The following is a 15505-nucleotide window of genomic DNA, read 5'->3' as shown; positions in this document are numbered from 1 at the left end:
AGGCGCGTGCGGTGATGGCACCGCTGGCCGTGCCGATCACGACGGCGCAGGCGTCGATCCCTGCGGCGCCCTTGGTGCTGGTTGATGTGGAGACGGATCAGGGGATTGCAGGCAGCGCTTACATCTTTGGGTATACACCCCTGATGTTGAAGCCGCTGGTGGCTTTTCTGGCGGACCTCTCAGACACGCTGGCGGGGTCGTCGGCCCATCCGGCGGATGTGGATCGACAAACGACCGCGCAATTCCGTCTGCTGGGGCGTCAGGGGATGGTCGGCATGGCGCTTGCCGGTCTGGACCTTGCGTTGTGGGATGCACAGGGCAAGGCGGCGGATCAGCCTGTGTGTGCCCTGTTCGGTGCCGCGCCACGCCCTTTGCCGTGCTACGACAGTCAGGGCCTGTTTGTCCCCGGTCGGGACGAAGGGTTGATCGAGGCGTCGCTGGCGCGTGGGTTCAAAGCTATCAAGGTCAAGTTGGGCTTTCCGACAGTGGCAAAGGATGTGGCCGCCCTGCGCGTCGTGCGTGAGATGATCGGGCCCGAGCGGCGGCTCATGCTGGACTACAATCAGGCGTTTCGCGCACCCGAGGCGATTGCCCGCATCCGGGCCCTTGAAGAGGCCGGGTTGGACCTGACATGGGTGGAGGAGCCCGTGCCGGCCGAAGATCTGGCGGGCTACCGATCGGTCCGCACTGCTGTGTCCACGGCCATTCAATCGGGCGAGAACTGGTGGCATCCGGCGGATGTGGCGCGCATGGTCGGGGCCACGGATTACGCGATGCCCGACATGATCAAGATCGGGGGGCTGAGCGGCTGGTTCCGCGCCGCTGCCATCGCAGAAGCCGCGGGTGTACCCGTCTCAAGCCATCTTTTTGTCGAAGCGTCGGCCCATGCCTTGGCAGCAACGCCCAACGCGCATCTGCTGGAATGGCTGGATGTGGCGGGCGGTGTGATGACCGAACCGTACAGTGTGGAGGACGGGTGCGTGACGGCGCGTGGACCCGGCCTTGGCATCACCTGGGACGAGGACAAGATCGCCCGACATCTGGTGCATTGACTCCGCGCGCACCTGAAACAATCGATTAAATTACTGCCTAAAGTCGCCATACTCTCAACAAATTTGCCCCCTATCGCTGTGCCCAACACAAGGCGTGAGAGGGCGAAATGGACGCTTTTTATGAACTTCTGGAAGGGTTTACCGGGTTCCTGTTCGACTGGAACTCGCGTCTTGCGTTGCTTTATCTCTGCCTGACCGTCGCGTTGGTCTATGTGATCTGGCGGGTCCGCGGGCGGCCCACATCGTTCACTGCGTTCCTGCTGCCGCGTGCGGTCTATACGCACAAATCGAACCTCGTTGATATCCAGATCTTCCTGTTCAACAAGCTGCTGACAGTCTCGGGTTTCTTTGCCGCCGTGACGCTAACGCCCGTTGTCACATCGGGCCTCTTGACCATGATGCTGGACGCCACCGGCGGGGACCTCGCCCCGGCAGTGGGTGCGGGTGAATGGGGCAAGCTGGCTCTTGCCACGCTGATCATGATCCTGACGCTGGATTTCTGCAAATACTGGGCGCATCGCCTGCATCATGAAAACGCGCTGCTTTGGCCGTTCCACGCCCTGCATCATTCGGCAGAGGTGCTGACGCCCCTGACCGCGAACCGCAATCACCCTGTTTTCGTGGTGATCCGTTTGCTGATTTACGCCCTGATTATCGGGGCTGTTCAGGCGCTGATGCTGTTCCTGCTGATGGGTAAGATCGACGTGCTGACCATTGGCAGTGTGAACGCAGGCTATTTCCTGTTCAACGCCTTCGGGGCCAACCTGCGCCACAGCCATGTCTGGCTGAGCTATGGGCGTGTGATGGAGCATATCCTGATCTCACCGGCTCAGCACCAAGTGCATCATTCCAACGACCCCAAACACTATAACAAGAACTATGGCGAGGTGTTCGCGTTCTGGGATCTGATGTTTGGTTCGCTTTATGTGCCCAAGGAACATGAGATCCTCAGCTTCGGCCTGTCGGATGAGAACGGTGTGCCAATCGAGCAGCCACACCCCACCCTGCGCGCCGCCTTACTGCATCCTTTTGTCGAGGCATGGCAGACGCTGACCAAGGGCACGACTGACGATCCTGCATCGCCCCAGAACCGCGAGACCGCGCAGTGACGCGCGGTCTGTCCCTTTGGCTGGATGCGCTCCGCGTGGCGGCCACGCTGATCGTGGTGTTTTCCCATGTGGCCTATGCGCGGTTCACGCGCGGGGACTACGAGTTTGTCCGCGAGCTGAATGTCGGCAGTGATGCTGTCATCGTTTTCTTTGTGATCTCGGGCCTGGTCATTGCCTTTGCTGCCGAACGGGACAAGAGCCTTGGGACCTACACGTTCAACCGCGTCACGAGGCTGCTGTCCGTACTGCTGCCAGCCATCCTTTTGACCTTCGTGCTGGACCGGATCGGGCGACCCATGGATGTGTCGGCCTACCCCAACAGCTTTTACCAGCACCTGCCCCTGTGGGAGATGCTGGTGCGCGGTCTCACCATGTCGAACGAATGGGGCCTGTTCGAGCGGGTCCGGCTGGGCACGAACGGCCCGTTGTGGTCGCTGAGCTATGAGGCAGCGTATTACGTGCTGTTTGGCGTCGCTGTGTTTTGCACGGGCGCGCGGCGGCTTGTGTTGCTGACTGCGCTTGGCGTTGTCTTTGGCCCGCGCATCCTGCTGCTGATGCCCGCGTGGTTGATGGGCGTTACCGTCTGGCACTACGTCAAATCCGGTCGTGCGGCACAGATGACAGAGGGTGTTGCGCGCAGTCTCGCGTGGGGCGGCCCCTTGGCATATGTCTTGTGTCAGGCCTTCAACGTCCCGGATATGCTGGCGCAAGCCACCGCAGAGGCATTTGCACCCGCGCACTATCGCTACATTCTGGTCTTTTCGGACGAGTTCGTCTGGAATGGCATGATCGGCTTGATGACTGCACTCCACGTCATTGGAATGGCGCGTCTGGCACAGGGCTACCAGGGCGCACACCCGCATCTGCGCTGGTGGGCCGGGGCAAGCTTTTCGATCTACGTGGTACACTACCCGGTGCTGCACCTGATCGACGCCGCATTCCCAGCCGAGACAGTATCATGCGATGCGCTGTTGTTCTTTGGGTCCGTCGCCGCCGGTCTGGTGTTTGCACAGATCTTTGAACGCCCCATTGCGACGGTGCGATCTGCCTTGAAGGGTATTGCCAGTGGCGCAGGCCTTAGCGGTCGTCCGCAAAGTCAGCCGCATCCTCAAGCAACTCTTCTTCCAGAGACGCCTGCGCAGCGGCCGTGATGGCATTGCGGTCTTCTTCGTTCAGATCATCAGCCTTTTGCCCGTCCGCCAGTCGCACCGTCACCTCGCGGTGGGCGAATTTGATACCCTCGCGTTCAAACAGCGCGCGGATTTCCTCGTAGACCTTCTTGCGCACCAGCCACTGGTCGCCGGGCTTGGTCATGAACTTGACCCGGATGATCATGGCGCTGTCCTGCATCTCGATCACGCCCTGCGACTTCAGGGGTTGGATGAAGTTGTCTCCGATCACCAGATCATCCAGTAGCGCGACGCGCAGGTTCTTGATCAGTTTGCGCACCTTTTCCACATCGGTGTCATAGGTCACGCGCAAAGGCAGCTTCATGATCACCCAATCACGGGAATAGTTGGTCAGCACCTGAATTTCGCCAAAGGGGATGGTGTGCAGCGCGCCTAGGTGGTGGCGCAGTTGGAAGCTGCGGACGCTGATGCTTTCCACCGTCCCCTTGACCCCGCCCACGTCGATATATTCGCCCTTTCGGAAGGCATCGTCGAACAGGAAGAACGCGCCAGAGAAAATATCGCGCACCAGCGATTGCGAGCCAAAGCCAACGGCCACACCCACGATACCGGCACCGGCAAAGAGCGGGCCGACATTCACCCCCATCTCCATCAACATGATCAGAAGACCGGTCAGGACAATGACGATCAGGACGAAGTTGCGGAACAGCGGCAGGAGCGTGGCCAAACGCGAGGCGGACGAGCCGCCGCCCTCGTCGCCCAGTTCGACCTCTTGCACATCACCCTGTTCTTCCAGGATCTTGTTATCGATCCAGATGCGGAAAGCGTTGTACGCAATGTAGCCAATGAAAAGGATCACGATGATGTCGAGCAGCCGGTCGGTCCAGCTGTCGCCCATCATGGGCGCTTCGGGGCTCCAGATCGTGACGAAGGCATAGATCCCTGCGACGAAGGCCAAGATCCCCGCAACCCGCTGGGCCAATCCTTCGAAACTTGTGATCCGGGGGGCAGTGACAATGGTTGCCGCCTGGGGTTCTGCGGCCAGTTCAGCCTCGGGCACGGCGTTATGTTCGCGCACGATATGCGCCCGCGCAAAGCTGCGTTCGATAAAGAAGTTGATAACACCGTAGACCACGATGATCGTGGTCAGGATGCCCCACGCTGCCGCCAACAGTGGCACGCCAAGCGGATCCCCGATGACAAGGTGATAGGTCTGCTCACCCCAGGCAAACAGGAAATACAGCACGGCCATTGGCGCCCACACCCGCGACAGGGTGCGCAGGACCCAAGTGGCATCCGAGGCGGCCTTGCCATTCAGAATGGCCCCGGTGATGGCACGGCCATTCGCAATCACCAGCATGATGTTCAGGAACATGACCAACAGGCTGAGCAAGGAGAAGAGAAAGACATGGACCTCATTGTTGAGGCCCAGTTCCTCGATCCAGACGCCGAAGAGGATGGCAAAAAACCCAAAGGCTGCGACGCCGGACAACCAAAGGTGCAGCTTACGCGCATCGCCATCGCTGAACAGCGGAATGCGGTATTGCGGCAGGTAAGGCGACAGGATCATGCGCCATAGCCCCGCCACGACACGGGCTAGGAAGTACCCGATATTGATCAATGTGACCGTGAACTGCATGGCCGCATCTTCAAGCGGGCCAAAGATGATTGCGCCGAGCAGATAGGCCACGGCCATGGAGACCAGCGTGCCAACCACTCCCATGAAGAAACGGAAGACGAGGAACGGCATCTTTTCAACATAGCCATCCGGCGCGTCATGGATGCGGTTCACCACAAAGCGTTTCGCGATGCGCTTGCCGAACACCTGTGCCTCAAACACCATGCCCGCGGCAAACAATGCCAAACTTATGACAAGCGCCTGTACGTAAGCAAAGATCGTGCCATCGGGACTAGTGGCGCGCAGGATATAAGCCACCTCGTTGAACGCGACCGGCAGGTTCAAAAGCCTGTCCACCAGTGCCGTGCGGAAGGCAACCGCATCATCCTGTATCGCCATGAGCGTGGTGCCACTGCCAGGCGCTTCAGCTTCAGCAGCCACAGTCCCGGTCTGGGTAATCACGCGGCCATCGCTGTCAATGACAATCACGTTGATCCCGTTCTGCGCTGCACTTTCCATTATATCTGTGATGTCACCCGGACCGGTTTCGGTTGCGGTTGCCCCCGGCAACAGACTGCCCAGACCCTGAGCGTGCAACACAATCGGGACAAAGACGGCCAGGTTGATCAAGATCAGAAGGCGGCAAAGGGAATGGGTCATAATGCGGTTTCGCAGAACTGTCAGGTTTCAGCGACGCTACGCGACCGCAAGTGCGATGACAATTGCATCTACCTGGACGTGAACAGCCGCGATCAGTCGGATAAACAGTGGTTTTACAAAGCGTCCCATTTTTGCGATAGCGCGAAAAAGGTGTTGTCCAGGCTGGCGGTTGTGATCTTGGGGAACGCAAACTCTGTGCTATACGCGTCGGAGGGATTCTCTGAGCGTCAAGGATGGTGACGTCCGCGAGGAGACGGGGAAAAGAAGACGACGATGGGCCATTCCACTCCTGTTTCGCCAACCTCGATTGGTGCCCGCCCGGGTCGCGTCGTGCTGTACAGCCACGATACGTTTGGTCTGGGCCACCTGCGACGCAGCCGTGCGCTTGCTTCGGCCCTGACGGAATCCGGTGTCGCCGAAAGCGCTATCATTCTGACCGGCAGCCCTGTGGCGGGGCGGTTCACCTTCCCGCCGGCGGTGGACCACGTGCGCCTGCCGGGTGTCAAAAAATTGGCCGATGGCAGCTATATCAGCCAGACCGAGGGCATGGATATCGAGGCAACCACGGCCCTGCGTTCTGCATTGATCGATTCAACCATCGACCAGTACGAACCTGACCTTCTGATCGTCGACAAGGAGCCGACCGGCTTTCGGGGTGAACTGCTCGACACCCTGAAGCGCCTGCGCGAAGGCAGCAAGACCCGCATCGTTCTGGGTCTGCGCGACGTGCTGGACGAGCCTGACGTGCTGGCCACCGAATGGGCCCGCAAAGGCGCCGTTGAGGCCACCGAGACCCTCTATGACGAAGTCTGGGTCTATGGCATGCGGTTGGTCTATGACCCGACCCAAGGCCTGCCCTTGTCAGCCGATGTGCGCAGCAGAACAGTCTGGACCGGTTACTTGCGGCGCAGCATCGTGGATGCGGCGGAAGTGCCCGACACCCCATATATCCTTGTCACCCCCGGTGGTGGTGGCGATGGCGCAGCGATGGTCGATCTTGTGCTGTCTGCATATGAACAGGATCCAGATCTGCATCCGCATGCGGTTCTGGTCTATGGCCCGTTCCTGTCCGGCGAGGTGCGCGAACGGTTCGAAACCCGCGTTGAAGCGCTTGGTGGTCGTGTGACCTCGACCGGGTTCGACAGCAAGATCGAACCGCTCTTTGCAGGAGCCGAAGGTGTTATTTGCATGGGCGGCTACAACACGTTCTGCGAATTGCTGTCCTTTGATCAGCGTGCCGTCATCGTCCCGCGCACGCAGCCACGGCTGGAACAATGGATCCGCGCCCACCGGGCCGAGGAACTTGGACTTGTCCGCAACATCGACCGCTTCCGCGAAGAGTTGACCACAGATGCGATGGTTGCAGCGATCCGCGCCCTTCCTCACCAAAGACGCCCGTCCGAGGCGGGGGCTGATGGCCTGCTTGACGGGCTGGACGTGGTCAATGCCCGTGCGCAGGCGCTGATGCAGCATCCGTTGACCGACGCCGCCGAATGACATCCAGATCCCCCCGTTTGGCAATTGCCGTCAAAGGCTGGCCGCGTCTGTCCGAGACCTTCATCGCCCAGGAACTGGTCGCGCTGGAAGAGGCCGGGATAGACTTTGCCATCTGGTCGCTGCGCCACCCGACCGACACAAAAACCCACCCGCTGCATGACCGGCTGAACGCCGAGGTGCACTATCTGCCGGAATACCTGCGCGATGAACCCATGCGGGTACTGCGCGGGCTGATCTGGGGCATGACACGGCGTGCCTTCTGGCCCGCTTTGCGCCAGTTTCTACGTGACCTGGCGCGCGACAAAACGCGCAACCGCGTACGGCGTTTTGGGCAGGCCTGTGTCATGGCACGCGAATTGCCGGCCGATACCACGGCCCTTTACGCACATTTTCTGCACACACCATCGTCGGTCGCACGTTATGCCGCGATACTGCGCGGTGTGCCATGGTCCTTTTCGGCCCATGCCAAGGACATCTGGACCTCACCTGAATGGGAATTGCAGGACAAGCTGGATGCAGCAACCGCAGGCGCAGCCTTTGGCGCCACCTGTACAGCATTTGGGGCAGAGCACTTGAACGGTTTATCCAGGAATACGCCTGTTGATCTTGTCTATCACGGGTTGGACCTGGCACGCTTTCCGGTCGCACCCGATCGCGCGGCTCGGAGGCCTACGGGTCCTTTTCATATGTTGTCTGTGGGCCGCTTGGTCGAAAAGAAGGGCTTTGATCGCCTGCTGGATGGGATGGCCCTGTTGCCCAAGGACGTGGATTGGCACTGGACCCACATCGGGGGCGGTGGCTTGGGGCAGACACTGCGAGACCGGGCCGCACGCTTGGAGCTGTCCGACCGCATCACATGGCGTGGTGCATGTGACCAGCCAGAGGTGATCGCGGCGATGCAGGCCGCTGACCTGTTTGTCCTGCCCAGCCGGGTGGCCGCGGACGGTGACCGCGATGGTCTGCCCAATGTCCTGATGGAAGCCGCCAGCCAGAAGCTGCCGATCCTCAGCACGCCGGTCTCTGCCATCCCCGAATTCATCGACAATGGCGTGCATGGCATCCTGAGCGCTGACGATCCGGCGGCCCTTGCCGACGCGATGATGCGTGTTGCCCGCGATCCCTCATTGGGCACGGCCATGGCCGAGGCGGCCCATACCCGTCTGCACACCGACTTCACCATGCAGCCCGGTATTGCGCATCTTGCCCAGCGGTTGCGCGGCATCATGGACCCTGCGTGACCGTCGCGTTCTATGCTCCGCTCAAGGCGCCTGATCATCCGGTGCCATCGGGTGACCGGACCATGGCCCGCGCGCTGATCAAGGCATTGGAGTACGCCGAGTTTCCAATCACGGTGGCGTCGGACCTGCGCATTTATGACCGGACCGGCGACACTGCAGCGCAGACCGAACTGATCAAGCAAGCAGATACAGAGGTAACGCGCATCGTCTCTGGCCCCGGGGCCAGAACATGGCGGTGCTGGCTGACCTATCACAACTATTACAAGGCCCCGGACTTGATCGGCCCGGCTGTCGCCCGCGCCTTGGACATTCCTTATGTGCAGGTGGAAAGCACCCGTGCGCGCAAACGCTTGACGGGCCCGTGGGCACGGTTTGCCGAGGCTGCCGAGGCCGCCAGTGATCAGGCCCACACCATTTTTTATGTGACCGGGCGTGATGCCGAAACGCTGCGCCGCGATGCGCCTACGGGTCAGGTTTTGACACATCTGCGCCCATTCCTTGATCGCGCCGACTTGCCCACGCAATCCGACTATAACGGCGGGATGCTGAGCGTCGGCATGATGCGGGGCGGAGACAAGCTTGGCTCTTACACGCTGATTGCTGACACGCTGGCACTGCTGGACGCTGGGCTGGATTGGCAACTGACCATTGCGGGCGACGGCCCCGCCGAAGCAGAGGTGACGCGGTTGATGGCCCCCTTTGGCGCACGAGTTCGCATGCTGGGCGCCTTACCCGCCGAAGAGCTGCAACAGCACTATGAAAGGGCCCGCCTGTTGTTCTGGCCCGGCGTGAACGAAGCGTTCGGCTATGCCTATCTTGAGGCACAGGCAACCGGTCTGCCAGTTGTCGCGCAGGACCGGCCCGGGGTGCGCGACGTGGTTGCGGGCATGCAGCCTGCAGTTTCAGACGGTCCGCATGCCATGGCCGCGCGGCTGACCGATATGTTGACCGATCGGGCAGCCCTCAAACACCTGGGCACGCAAGCACGTGCGCGCGTCTCCCAACAGCACCTACTGCCCGCTGCCGCAGCCACATTGCGCACAGCAATCAAGGGCATGACATGATCCGCCTCGCCCTTTTGCGCCATGGTCACACCGCCTGGAACCGCGAGGGGCGCCTGCAGGGGCGCAGCGATATTCCCCTTGATGACATCGCGCGCCGTGACCTGTCCGGTTTCCGTCTGCCAGATGACTTCAGCACTGACGATCTGGTGTCGAGCCCATTGGCCCGCGCCACGGAAACCGCCGCTCTGGTGGCAGGTCGTGCGCCGCACATCGAACCTTGCTTGATCGAGATGAACTGGGGGGATTGGGAAGGATGCCACGGCGCGGATCTGTCAGCCGATGTAAACAGCGGGTTCCGCCATATCGAAGACTGGGGGTGGCACTATTGTCCACCGGGTGGCGAAACGCCGGACAGTCTGCGCGGACGCTTGCAACCATGGCTGGATGCATTGACCCGCGACACCGTCGCTGTGTGCCACATCGGCACGATGCGCGTATTGATGGCCATGGCAACCGGCTGGGACTTTGCCGGACCTGCCCCGTTTCGCATCAAGCGCAACCGCTTGTTTGTGCTGGAGGTCGACAACGGCGCGCTGACGCTGCGGCCCGACACCCAAAGATTGGAGCAGCGTTGATGCAGGTCACGATTGTTGTCACGCATCTGCTGGGCACCGGGCATCTTGCACGTGCACTGACACTGGGGCGGGCCTTTGTTGAGGCGGGAGACGCGGTTACCATTGTCAGCGGGGGCAAACCCGTTCCCCACTTTGACAGCACGGGGCTGAGCCTTGTCCAATTGCCGCCATTGCAATCCAACGGCACTGATTTTTTAACACTGCTGACCGAAACGGGCGACGTTGCAAGTGACGCCTATCTGGCGGCGCGGCAGACAATACTTGTCGACCACCTCAAAGAGCAGACACCTGACGTTCTGATCACCGAACTGTTTCCGTTTGGGCGCCGCACCCTGAAGGCAGAGTTTCAGGCCTTGCTTGAAGCATCTGATGGCCTGCCATCCCGCCCCCTGATCCTGTCGTCCATTCGGGATATCCTTGCCCCACCGTCCAAGCCAGCCAAGGCCGCCTTTGCAGATCAGCTTGTGAATCGTTTCTATGACGCGGTCCTCGTCCACTCTGACCCTGAGGTCGTTCCGCTGGAAAACAGTTGGCCCGTGTCTGACATGTTGCAGCGCAAACTGCGCTATACAGGCTTTGTCGCCCCACCAGCGCCAGACACGGACGTCCCGTCCAATTATGAAATCCTCGTCAGCGCAGGCGGTGGCGCAGTTGGCGACAAGGTGTTTGAGACCGCATGCGCCGCTGCCGAACTGGATCCCGGGCGGCCTTGGCGATTCCTTGTTGGCGGTGGCAACACACGTAGCACCCTGTGGACCGATCGCGCCCCTGCCAACGTGACGGTCGAAGGGCCGCGCGCTGACTTTCGCGATCTGCTGGCTGCGGCCACCGCATCAGTGTCGATGTGTGGATACAACACAGCCCTCGATGTCTTGCAAACCGGCGTTCCGGCCATCTTTATCCCCTTTGACGACGGCGGCGAGGTCGAACAGGGTTTGCGCGCGGATGCCTTGGCCGCACTGCCCGCTGTGTCCGTGCTGCGGCAGGCGGACCTGTCCGGATCAACCTTGGCACATGCCCTGAGCGGACTGGTGCAACAGAACCACCGATCTCCCAGAACAACGGGCATGGATGGCGCCAGACAAAGCGTCGATATAGTGCACGCCCTGTTGGCAAAGAGGTCATATGCAAATTGATTGGACACCCCTGCGGACCGAACTGGCCGCATGTCGGCGCGACGGACAGCCAGTGCCGTTCTGGTGGCGGGACGACGATGCCATTGCCCCCACGGCAGCGCTTGATCAGTTGACGACATTGTCCGAGGCCGTTGAGTTGTCAGTGCATCTTGCGATCATACCGGCACATGCGACAGACGATTTGGTGGGGCATGTGGATGGCACGAGATTGATCCCGGTCGTACACGGATGGACGCATCAGGATCATAGTGCTCCGGGAGAGAAAAAGAACGAGTTCTTGACGGGCCGATCCGACATGGCCAGCGACAGCGCACGTGGTCTGTCCCGCATGCATGATCTGTTCGACGCACGGTTGAGGCACATGTTTGTTCCGCCATGGAACCGGGTCCGGGATACGTTGCTTCCAACGCTGAGCGATCAGGGGTTCACGGCCCTGTCCACCTTTGGGCCGCGCAAAAACGCCAACGCCGCCCACGGGCTTATGCAAATCAACACTCATATTGACCCGATCTGGTGGAAGGGCACACGCGACCTTGTCTCGCCAGACACGTTGGTGGCGACTGCTGTCGCACACCTGTCCGCACGGCGGCACGGGGCCGAAGACGCACAGGAACCATTCGGCCTTTTGACCCATCACCTTGTTCATACACCTGCGATCTGGGCGTTTGCCCAAGGCTTCCTAAACGAAATGCTGTCTGGCGGCGCAACGCCGTGGACGATGGAGACAACTACATGAGCAGACTGGAATCGATGCGGCGGCGGCTGAGCGCGCAAATCGATGGAATCAACTGGGCCGCGGAAAAGATTGCACGACTGGACGGCGACGTGTTGGAAATGGGGCTTGGCAATGGCCGCACCTATGACCACCTGCGGCAGGAACTGCCCGACCGCCGCATCTGGGTGATCGATCGTATGCTGAACTGTCACCCCAGCTGCATCCCGCCGGCCGAGGACTTCCTGGAGGGTGAGGCAGAACCCATGCTGGCCCAATTGGCGCGGGACGGACACAAGATGGCACTCGCACATTATGACTTTGGTTATGGGATCAAGGAAAAGGACGTCGCAGAAGGGCAGCGCCTGAGCCCCCTGATCGCCACAGTCATGCAACCCGGCGGTTTGATCCTGTCACAACAGCCTCTTGTTGGCTTGGAACAGATCTGCGGACCCGACACAATCGCTCCCGATCGGTATCTTTTCTACCGTGCCGTGTAGGCATGGGCCATTTTGATCACGATTCCGCCCATGCTGTTGTCAGCCACGGACAAGGCCTTTTAAGGTCGTGCTGATTCAAGGCCGCGCCAAAAGCGGTCGGGACCAACGGGAGTATCAAATGAAGATGTTCAAGACGGCCGCTCTGGCCGCCACAACAATCGTGTTGGCGACAGCCACCCTTGCAGCCCCCCTCAAACTGACGCCAGCCAATCCGCAGCCAAGCGGACTAAAGCAGGGTCTGGCGGTAGAATACGCCTATCCCCCTGATGTTAAAAGCTTAAATCAGGCCAACCGCGCCCTCAAACGGGCCAAGGCCGGTCCAGCGCTGAGTGGTCTGGACTACCGCGACACGCTGGACGGCGACAACACACTGACCGCGAAGCAGGCGCACAACGTGGTGGCGGGCATCTCGGGCTATGTGAAGTTCGACGCGCCCGGCACCTACAACATTGATTTCCTTACAAATGATGGCCTCGACGCCAAGGTCGGCGGGCAGACCGTGGGGTACTTTGATGGCCGCCAGAAATGCTTTGAAACGCGGGCCGTGCAGGTCGAGGTGCCGCAGGCGGGCTGGTACCCCGTCGATATCACCTATTTTCAGCGTGCGGGCACAGCCTGTCTGCACATGCGGGCCGGGCAAGGCGCGCCGGAGTGGATGCCGGACGCGGCCTTTGGGCACTAGTTAAGGCGGCGTGTGCGCACCGGACGGTGCGTTCACCCGGGCCTCAGCCCCGCCCCTTAGGGTCAAAACCGCGATGTTTCGGCCCGAAATTGCACATTTTCAGACGGCCCCAAACAGCAGTTTCGGGGCCGTTTTTGATGAACTGCACATTTTCGGCCGAAAACTGCGCATTTTGGTCTGGGCAAGGAAAGGTGCGTCACCGTGGCAACCGAAATTCGGCAAATTTCTTTCAGCGACCTGCGGCGGCATGGGCGGCACGAGCTGAAATTCGTCTACGAAGAGATGGGGCATCTGTGGCTGACCTTTCACGGCAAACCCCGCGCCGTGATCATCCCGATGCGGGACGAAGCGATCCTGCACAAGGCCATCGGCCTGAACGTCCAGGAAGCGCTGCACAGGGCACAGATCGACCACAGCCGGATGGTGTCAGCCATCGAGGCGCGGGGCACCTGGCGGTCAACGCCGGTGATCACGCACGAACGCGGCTATCCCCCGTTAGGACACACGGGCAAGGGGGCGGCAGATGTCGATCCGCGGGTGCTGCGGGCGCAGGAGATTGCGGCGATGTATGGGGAGGACTGAGGCGCGCTCAGCCCGTGCCAACGATCCGGCGCTGCACCAGCCATGTGACAGGAAATGCGGCGGCAAAGCCGATGGCCGCTGCGATCAATATGGGACTGGCCCCGCCATAGCCCATCGACAAGGCGGCGATGACGCCCGCGCCCGCCATGGTGGACCCGATGAAGATGTGCAGGGCAAAGAACAGCATGAAGTGCTGCATGGGGTGACTCCGTTGGTTGCGTTTGGGACAGTGTGCACGAGCGGTTGGATGCACGCATTGATGTCGGTCAAACTGTGCGGAGCGTTGATGCTTGAATATATGTTCAGGACGCCGAAAGCGAGGGCGCACGCAGGTGGCCGGGCACGGGTCAGACAACGAAAAGGCGCCAGGTGCGCGAACCGAAATCCGTGCAGTGCCCGAGGGCACACCCTGACGCCTCGTTGAACCTCATCATCCCCCCAGAGGGCGACATGTTGGCCCAGCTTGCTCGTGGCGTTACCGCCGTTCGCCGAGACTGCCTGACCGAAGTCAAACCGCCTCTCGCATCAACCCTGCTGACACCGCCCTTTCGTCACACCCCTTTCAGGGCCACACGATCCGACCTGCATCCGGTTGCCCGTTGATGTCCAAGCTAAACCTTGCGGTCCGTCCTGATCATCCCGTTGCCTCCGGGGCCTTTGCGGCCACCGCTTTGTTCGAAGAACTCTGCGCCGGTAAGGAGAGGTTGGGCCAGGATGGGTGAGTCGCGCAAAGGAAAAATGACGCTTTTGCGAAATTTCCTGGGGATAAGTTGTTGATATCGCTTGTGGATTTCTTGTGGAGAAGCTGGGGATAAGGCGGGAATGTGTAGGGGTGCTAGGGGGTTAGGTTTGGTCAGGAATGGTGTCGTAGGGCGGGGTTTCGACGCGCCGTCGCCGGTTGGAGTTCAAATACCGTTAACCATGACCCGCGCATGATTACCCTTGCCAAATTACCGCCGACCCAAGATCACCGGAGCGTCCATCTTCTTCACCGTCGCCTTGGCGCAGCGTGGTCGGACGGTTTTGGTAGATGAGATTGATGCATTGCGCGACGCCGTGCGAAGCACCAAGGCCGAACGTCCATTTCATATTGATGCGTGGGTGGTGTTGCCAGACCATTTGCATTGCGTTTGGACGTTGCCCGTCGGAGACCGGGACTATTCAACGCGATGGGGCGCGATCAAGGCGCGGTTTACGCGAACCGTTCGCGACAACGGTAGGGTGGGTTTTCAACCCACCGAGGCCAAACGGTTGGGACATGCAGTGGTGTGGAACCCCACCCTACGGCGTTCGGCAAGCAAGATCGCGAAGGGGGATGCAGGGGTTTGGCAGAGGCGGTTTTGGGAGCATCACATTCGAGATGAGGCCGATTACATCGCCCATGTGCGGTATTGTTGGAGTGAGCGGCGTCTTGGAAACGGTCCGGGGGACCGTTTCAGCCGCGAACGGGCGGAGCCCCCGGTGAAGCATGGGTTTGTGGAACGGCCCGAGGATTGGGCATATTCGAGAGTGCATTGGGATGCGCGGTTTCGGGTGGGGATGGGTTTGGTTTTGTAGGGCGGGGTTTCACTCAGGCGGTGTGATGAGATTATTCAGGTAATTCAATAACGCTGTGCACTTCCATGATCGAATAAGCGACAGGACGTCCACCCGAGGTTTGCACGCGCACGTCGACGTTAAATCCTTTTTTGAAGATGTTTGCGTCACTCTCACGAATTTCGTGTTTTATCCTCTCTTCCGCGAGCTCTGAGCCATAGGTCAAGGCTAGTGGCTTTTCTGAAACCTCTTCAATCAGCACTCGTTCACCAGAAGGACGTCCCACAGGCACGTCACCAACGTCCGATCTAGTGAACACCATCAAAACTCTTTTGTAATCAGAGGTGGTCGCGGAATTTCGGACCGGTCGTTAAGGTGGATCGCATGATGAAAGTGACGATCCAGAATGAAGAA

16 protein-coding genes are annotated in these 15505 nt (G+C 60.3%); 13 read left to right on the top strand and 3 right to left on the bottom strand.

What is annotated here, in order from left to right:
• The first annotated feature begins 14 nt into the window (after positions 1-14).
• The 3 genes from Q1A75_RS17175 (at position 15) to Q1A75_RS17165 (ending at position 3312) form a co-directional block, all read left to right on the top strand.
• Positions 15-1052, top strand: a complete 1038-nt coding sequence (locus tag Q1A75_RS17175) for an enolase C-terminal domain-like protein (RefSeq protein ID WP_299551004.1) — start codon at positions 15-17, stop codon at positions 1050-1052.
• 107 nt (positions 1053-1159) lie between these two features.
• Positions 1160-2161, top strand: coding sequence for a sterol desaturase family protein (locus Q1A75_RS17170; RefSeq protein WP_299551005.1), 1002 nt, complete (start codon positions 1160-1162; stop codon positions 2159-2161).
• A complete protein-coding gene (locus Q1A75_RS17165) occupies positions 2158-3312 on the top strand; it encodes an acyltransferase (RefSeq protein ID WP_299551010.1) in 1155 nt (384 codons plus the stop codon). The genes Q1A75_RS17170 and Q1A75_RS17165 overlap by 4 nt, the downstream gene beginning before the upstream one ends.
• Here Q1A75_RS17165 and Q1A75_RS17160 read toward each other — a convergent pair.
• Positions 3239-5569, bottom strand: coding sequence for a mechanosensitive ion channel domain-containing protein (locus Q1A75_RS17160; protein WP_299551013.1), 2331 nt, complete (start codon positions 5567-5569; stop codon positions 3239-3241). The two genes, Q1A75_RS17165 and Q1A75_RS17160, sit on opposite strands and share 74 nt — an antisense overlap.
• 273 nt (positions 5570-5842) lie before the next feature.
• Between Q1A75_RS17160 and Q1A75_RS17155 the strand changes: the two genes are divergently transcribed.
• The 9 genes from Q1A75_RS17155 to Q1A75_RS17115 all read left to right on the top strand — a co-directional run bounded on the left by Q1A75_RS17155 (position 5843) and on the right by Q1A75_RS17115 (position 13555).
• Positions 5843-7066 (top strand): glycosyltransferase, encoded by a 1224-nt coding sequence (locus Q1A75_RS17155; protein WP_299551016.1) that lies wholly within the window; start codon positions 5843-5845, stop codon positions 7064-7066.
• Positions 7063-8304: a glycosyltransferase family 4 protein gene (locus Q1A75_RS17150; RefSeq protein ID WP_299551019.1), complete on the top strand. Its 1242-nt coding sequence runs from the start codon at positions 7063-7065 to the stop codon at positions 8302-8304. Before Q1A75_RS17155 ends, Q1A75_RS17150 begins: the two co-directional genes overlap by 4 nt.
• Complete coding sequence (locus Q1A75_RS17145; RefSeq protein WP_366142215.1) at positions 8301-9368, top strand: glycosyltransferase family 4 protein; 1068 nt, start codon at positions 8301-8303, stop codon at positions 9366-9368. The genes Q1A75_RS17150 and Q1A75_RS17145 overlap by 4 nt, the downstream gene beginning before the upstream one ends.
• Complete coding sequence (locus tag Q1A75_RS17140) at positions 9365-9943, top strand: histidine phosphatase family protein (RefSeq protein WP_299551022.1); 579 nt, start codon at positions 9365-9367, stop codon at positions 9941-9943. Before Q1A75_RS17145 ends, Q1A75_RS17140 begins: the two co-directional genes overlap by 4 nt.
• Positions 9943-11079: a glycosyltransferase gene (locus tag Q1A75_RS17135; protein WP_299551025.1), complete on the top strand. Its 1137-nt coding sequence runs from the start codon at positions 9943-9945 to the stop codon at positions 11077-11079. Before Q1A75_RS17140 ends, Q1A75_RS17135 begins: the two co-directional genes overlap by 1 nt.
• A complete protein-coding gene (locus tag Q1A75_RS17130; protein WP_299551028.1) occupies positions 11069-11815 on the top strand; it encodes a polysaccharide deacetylase family protein in 747 nt (248 codons plus the stop codon). The genes Q1A75_RS17135 and Q1A75_RS17130 overlap by 11 nt, the downstream gene beginning before the upstream one ends.
• On the top strand, positions 11812-12291 hold the full coding sequence (locus Q1A75_RS17125; RefSeq protein ID WP_299551075.1) for a class I SAM-dependent methyltransferase: 480 nt from the start codon (positions 11812-11814) through the stop codon (positions 12289-12291). The genes Q1A75_RS17130 and Q1A75_RS17125 overlap by 4 nt, the downstream gene beginning before the upstream one ends.
• Positions 12292-12409: 118 nt before the next feature.
• Positions 12410-12973 carry a PA14 domain-containing protein gene (locus Q1A75_RS17120; RefSeq protein WP_299551078.1) on the top strand — a complete coding sequence of 188 codons (564 nt, stop codon included), beginning with the start codon at positions 12410-12412 and terminating at the stop codon, positions 12971-12973.
• Positions 12974-13174: 201 nt separating this feature from the next.
• Positions 13175-13555: a hypothetical protein gene (locus Q1A75_RS17115; RefSeq protein ID WP_299551081.1), complete on the top strand. Its 381-nt coding sequence runs from the start codon at positions 13175-13177 to the stop codon at positions 13553-13555.
• Positions 13556-13562: 7 nt separating this feature from the next.
• On the opposite strand, the gene Q1A75_RS17110 is transcribed toward Q1A75_RS17115, so the two are convergent.
• The gene (locus Q1A75_RS17110) at positions 13563-13754 is read right to left on the bottom strand and encodes a CTP synthetase (RefSeq protein ID WP_299551084.1); all 192 of its coding nucleotides are present in this window, start codon (positions 13752-13754) and stop codon (positions 13563-13565) included.
• Between the two features lie 743 nt (positions 13755-14497).
• On the opposite strand from Q1A75_RS17110, the gene Q1A75_RS17105 reads away from it, so the two are divergent.
• The gene (locus Q1A75_RS17105; protein WP_299551087.1) at positions 14498-15112 is read left to right on the top strand and encodes a transposase; all 615 of its coding nucleotides are present in this window, start codon (positions 14498-14500) and stop codon (positions 15110-15112) included.
• Between the two features lie 31 nt (positions 15113-15143).
• Here the strand turns inward: Q1A75_RS17105 and Q1A75_RS17100 are convergent, their stop codons facing one another.
• A complete protein-coding gene (locus tag Q1A75_RS17100) occupies positions 15144-15413 on the bottom strand; it encodes a hypothetical protein (RefSeq protein ID WP_299551090.1) in 270 nt (89 codons plus the stop codon).
• Between the last annotated feature and the right edge of the window lie 92 nt (positions 15414-15505).

This window comes from uncultured Tateyamaria sp. (genome assembly GCF_947504105.1).
Classification (GTDB): domain Bacteria; phylum Pseudomonadota; class Alphaproteobacteria; order Rhodobacterales; family Rhodobacteraceae; genus Tateyamaria.
This window is presented reverse-complemented; position numbering and strand designations above follow the sequence as displayed.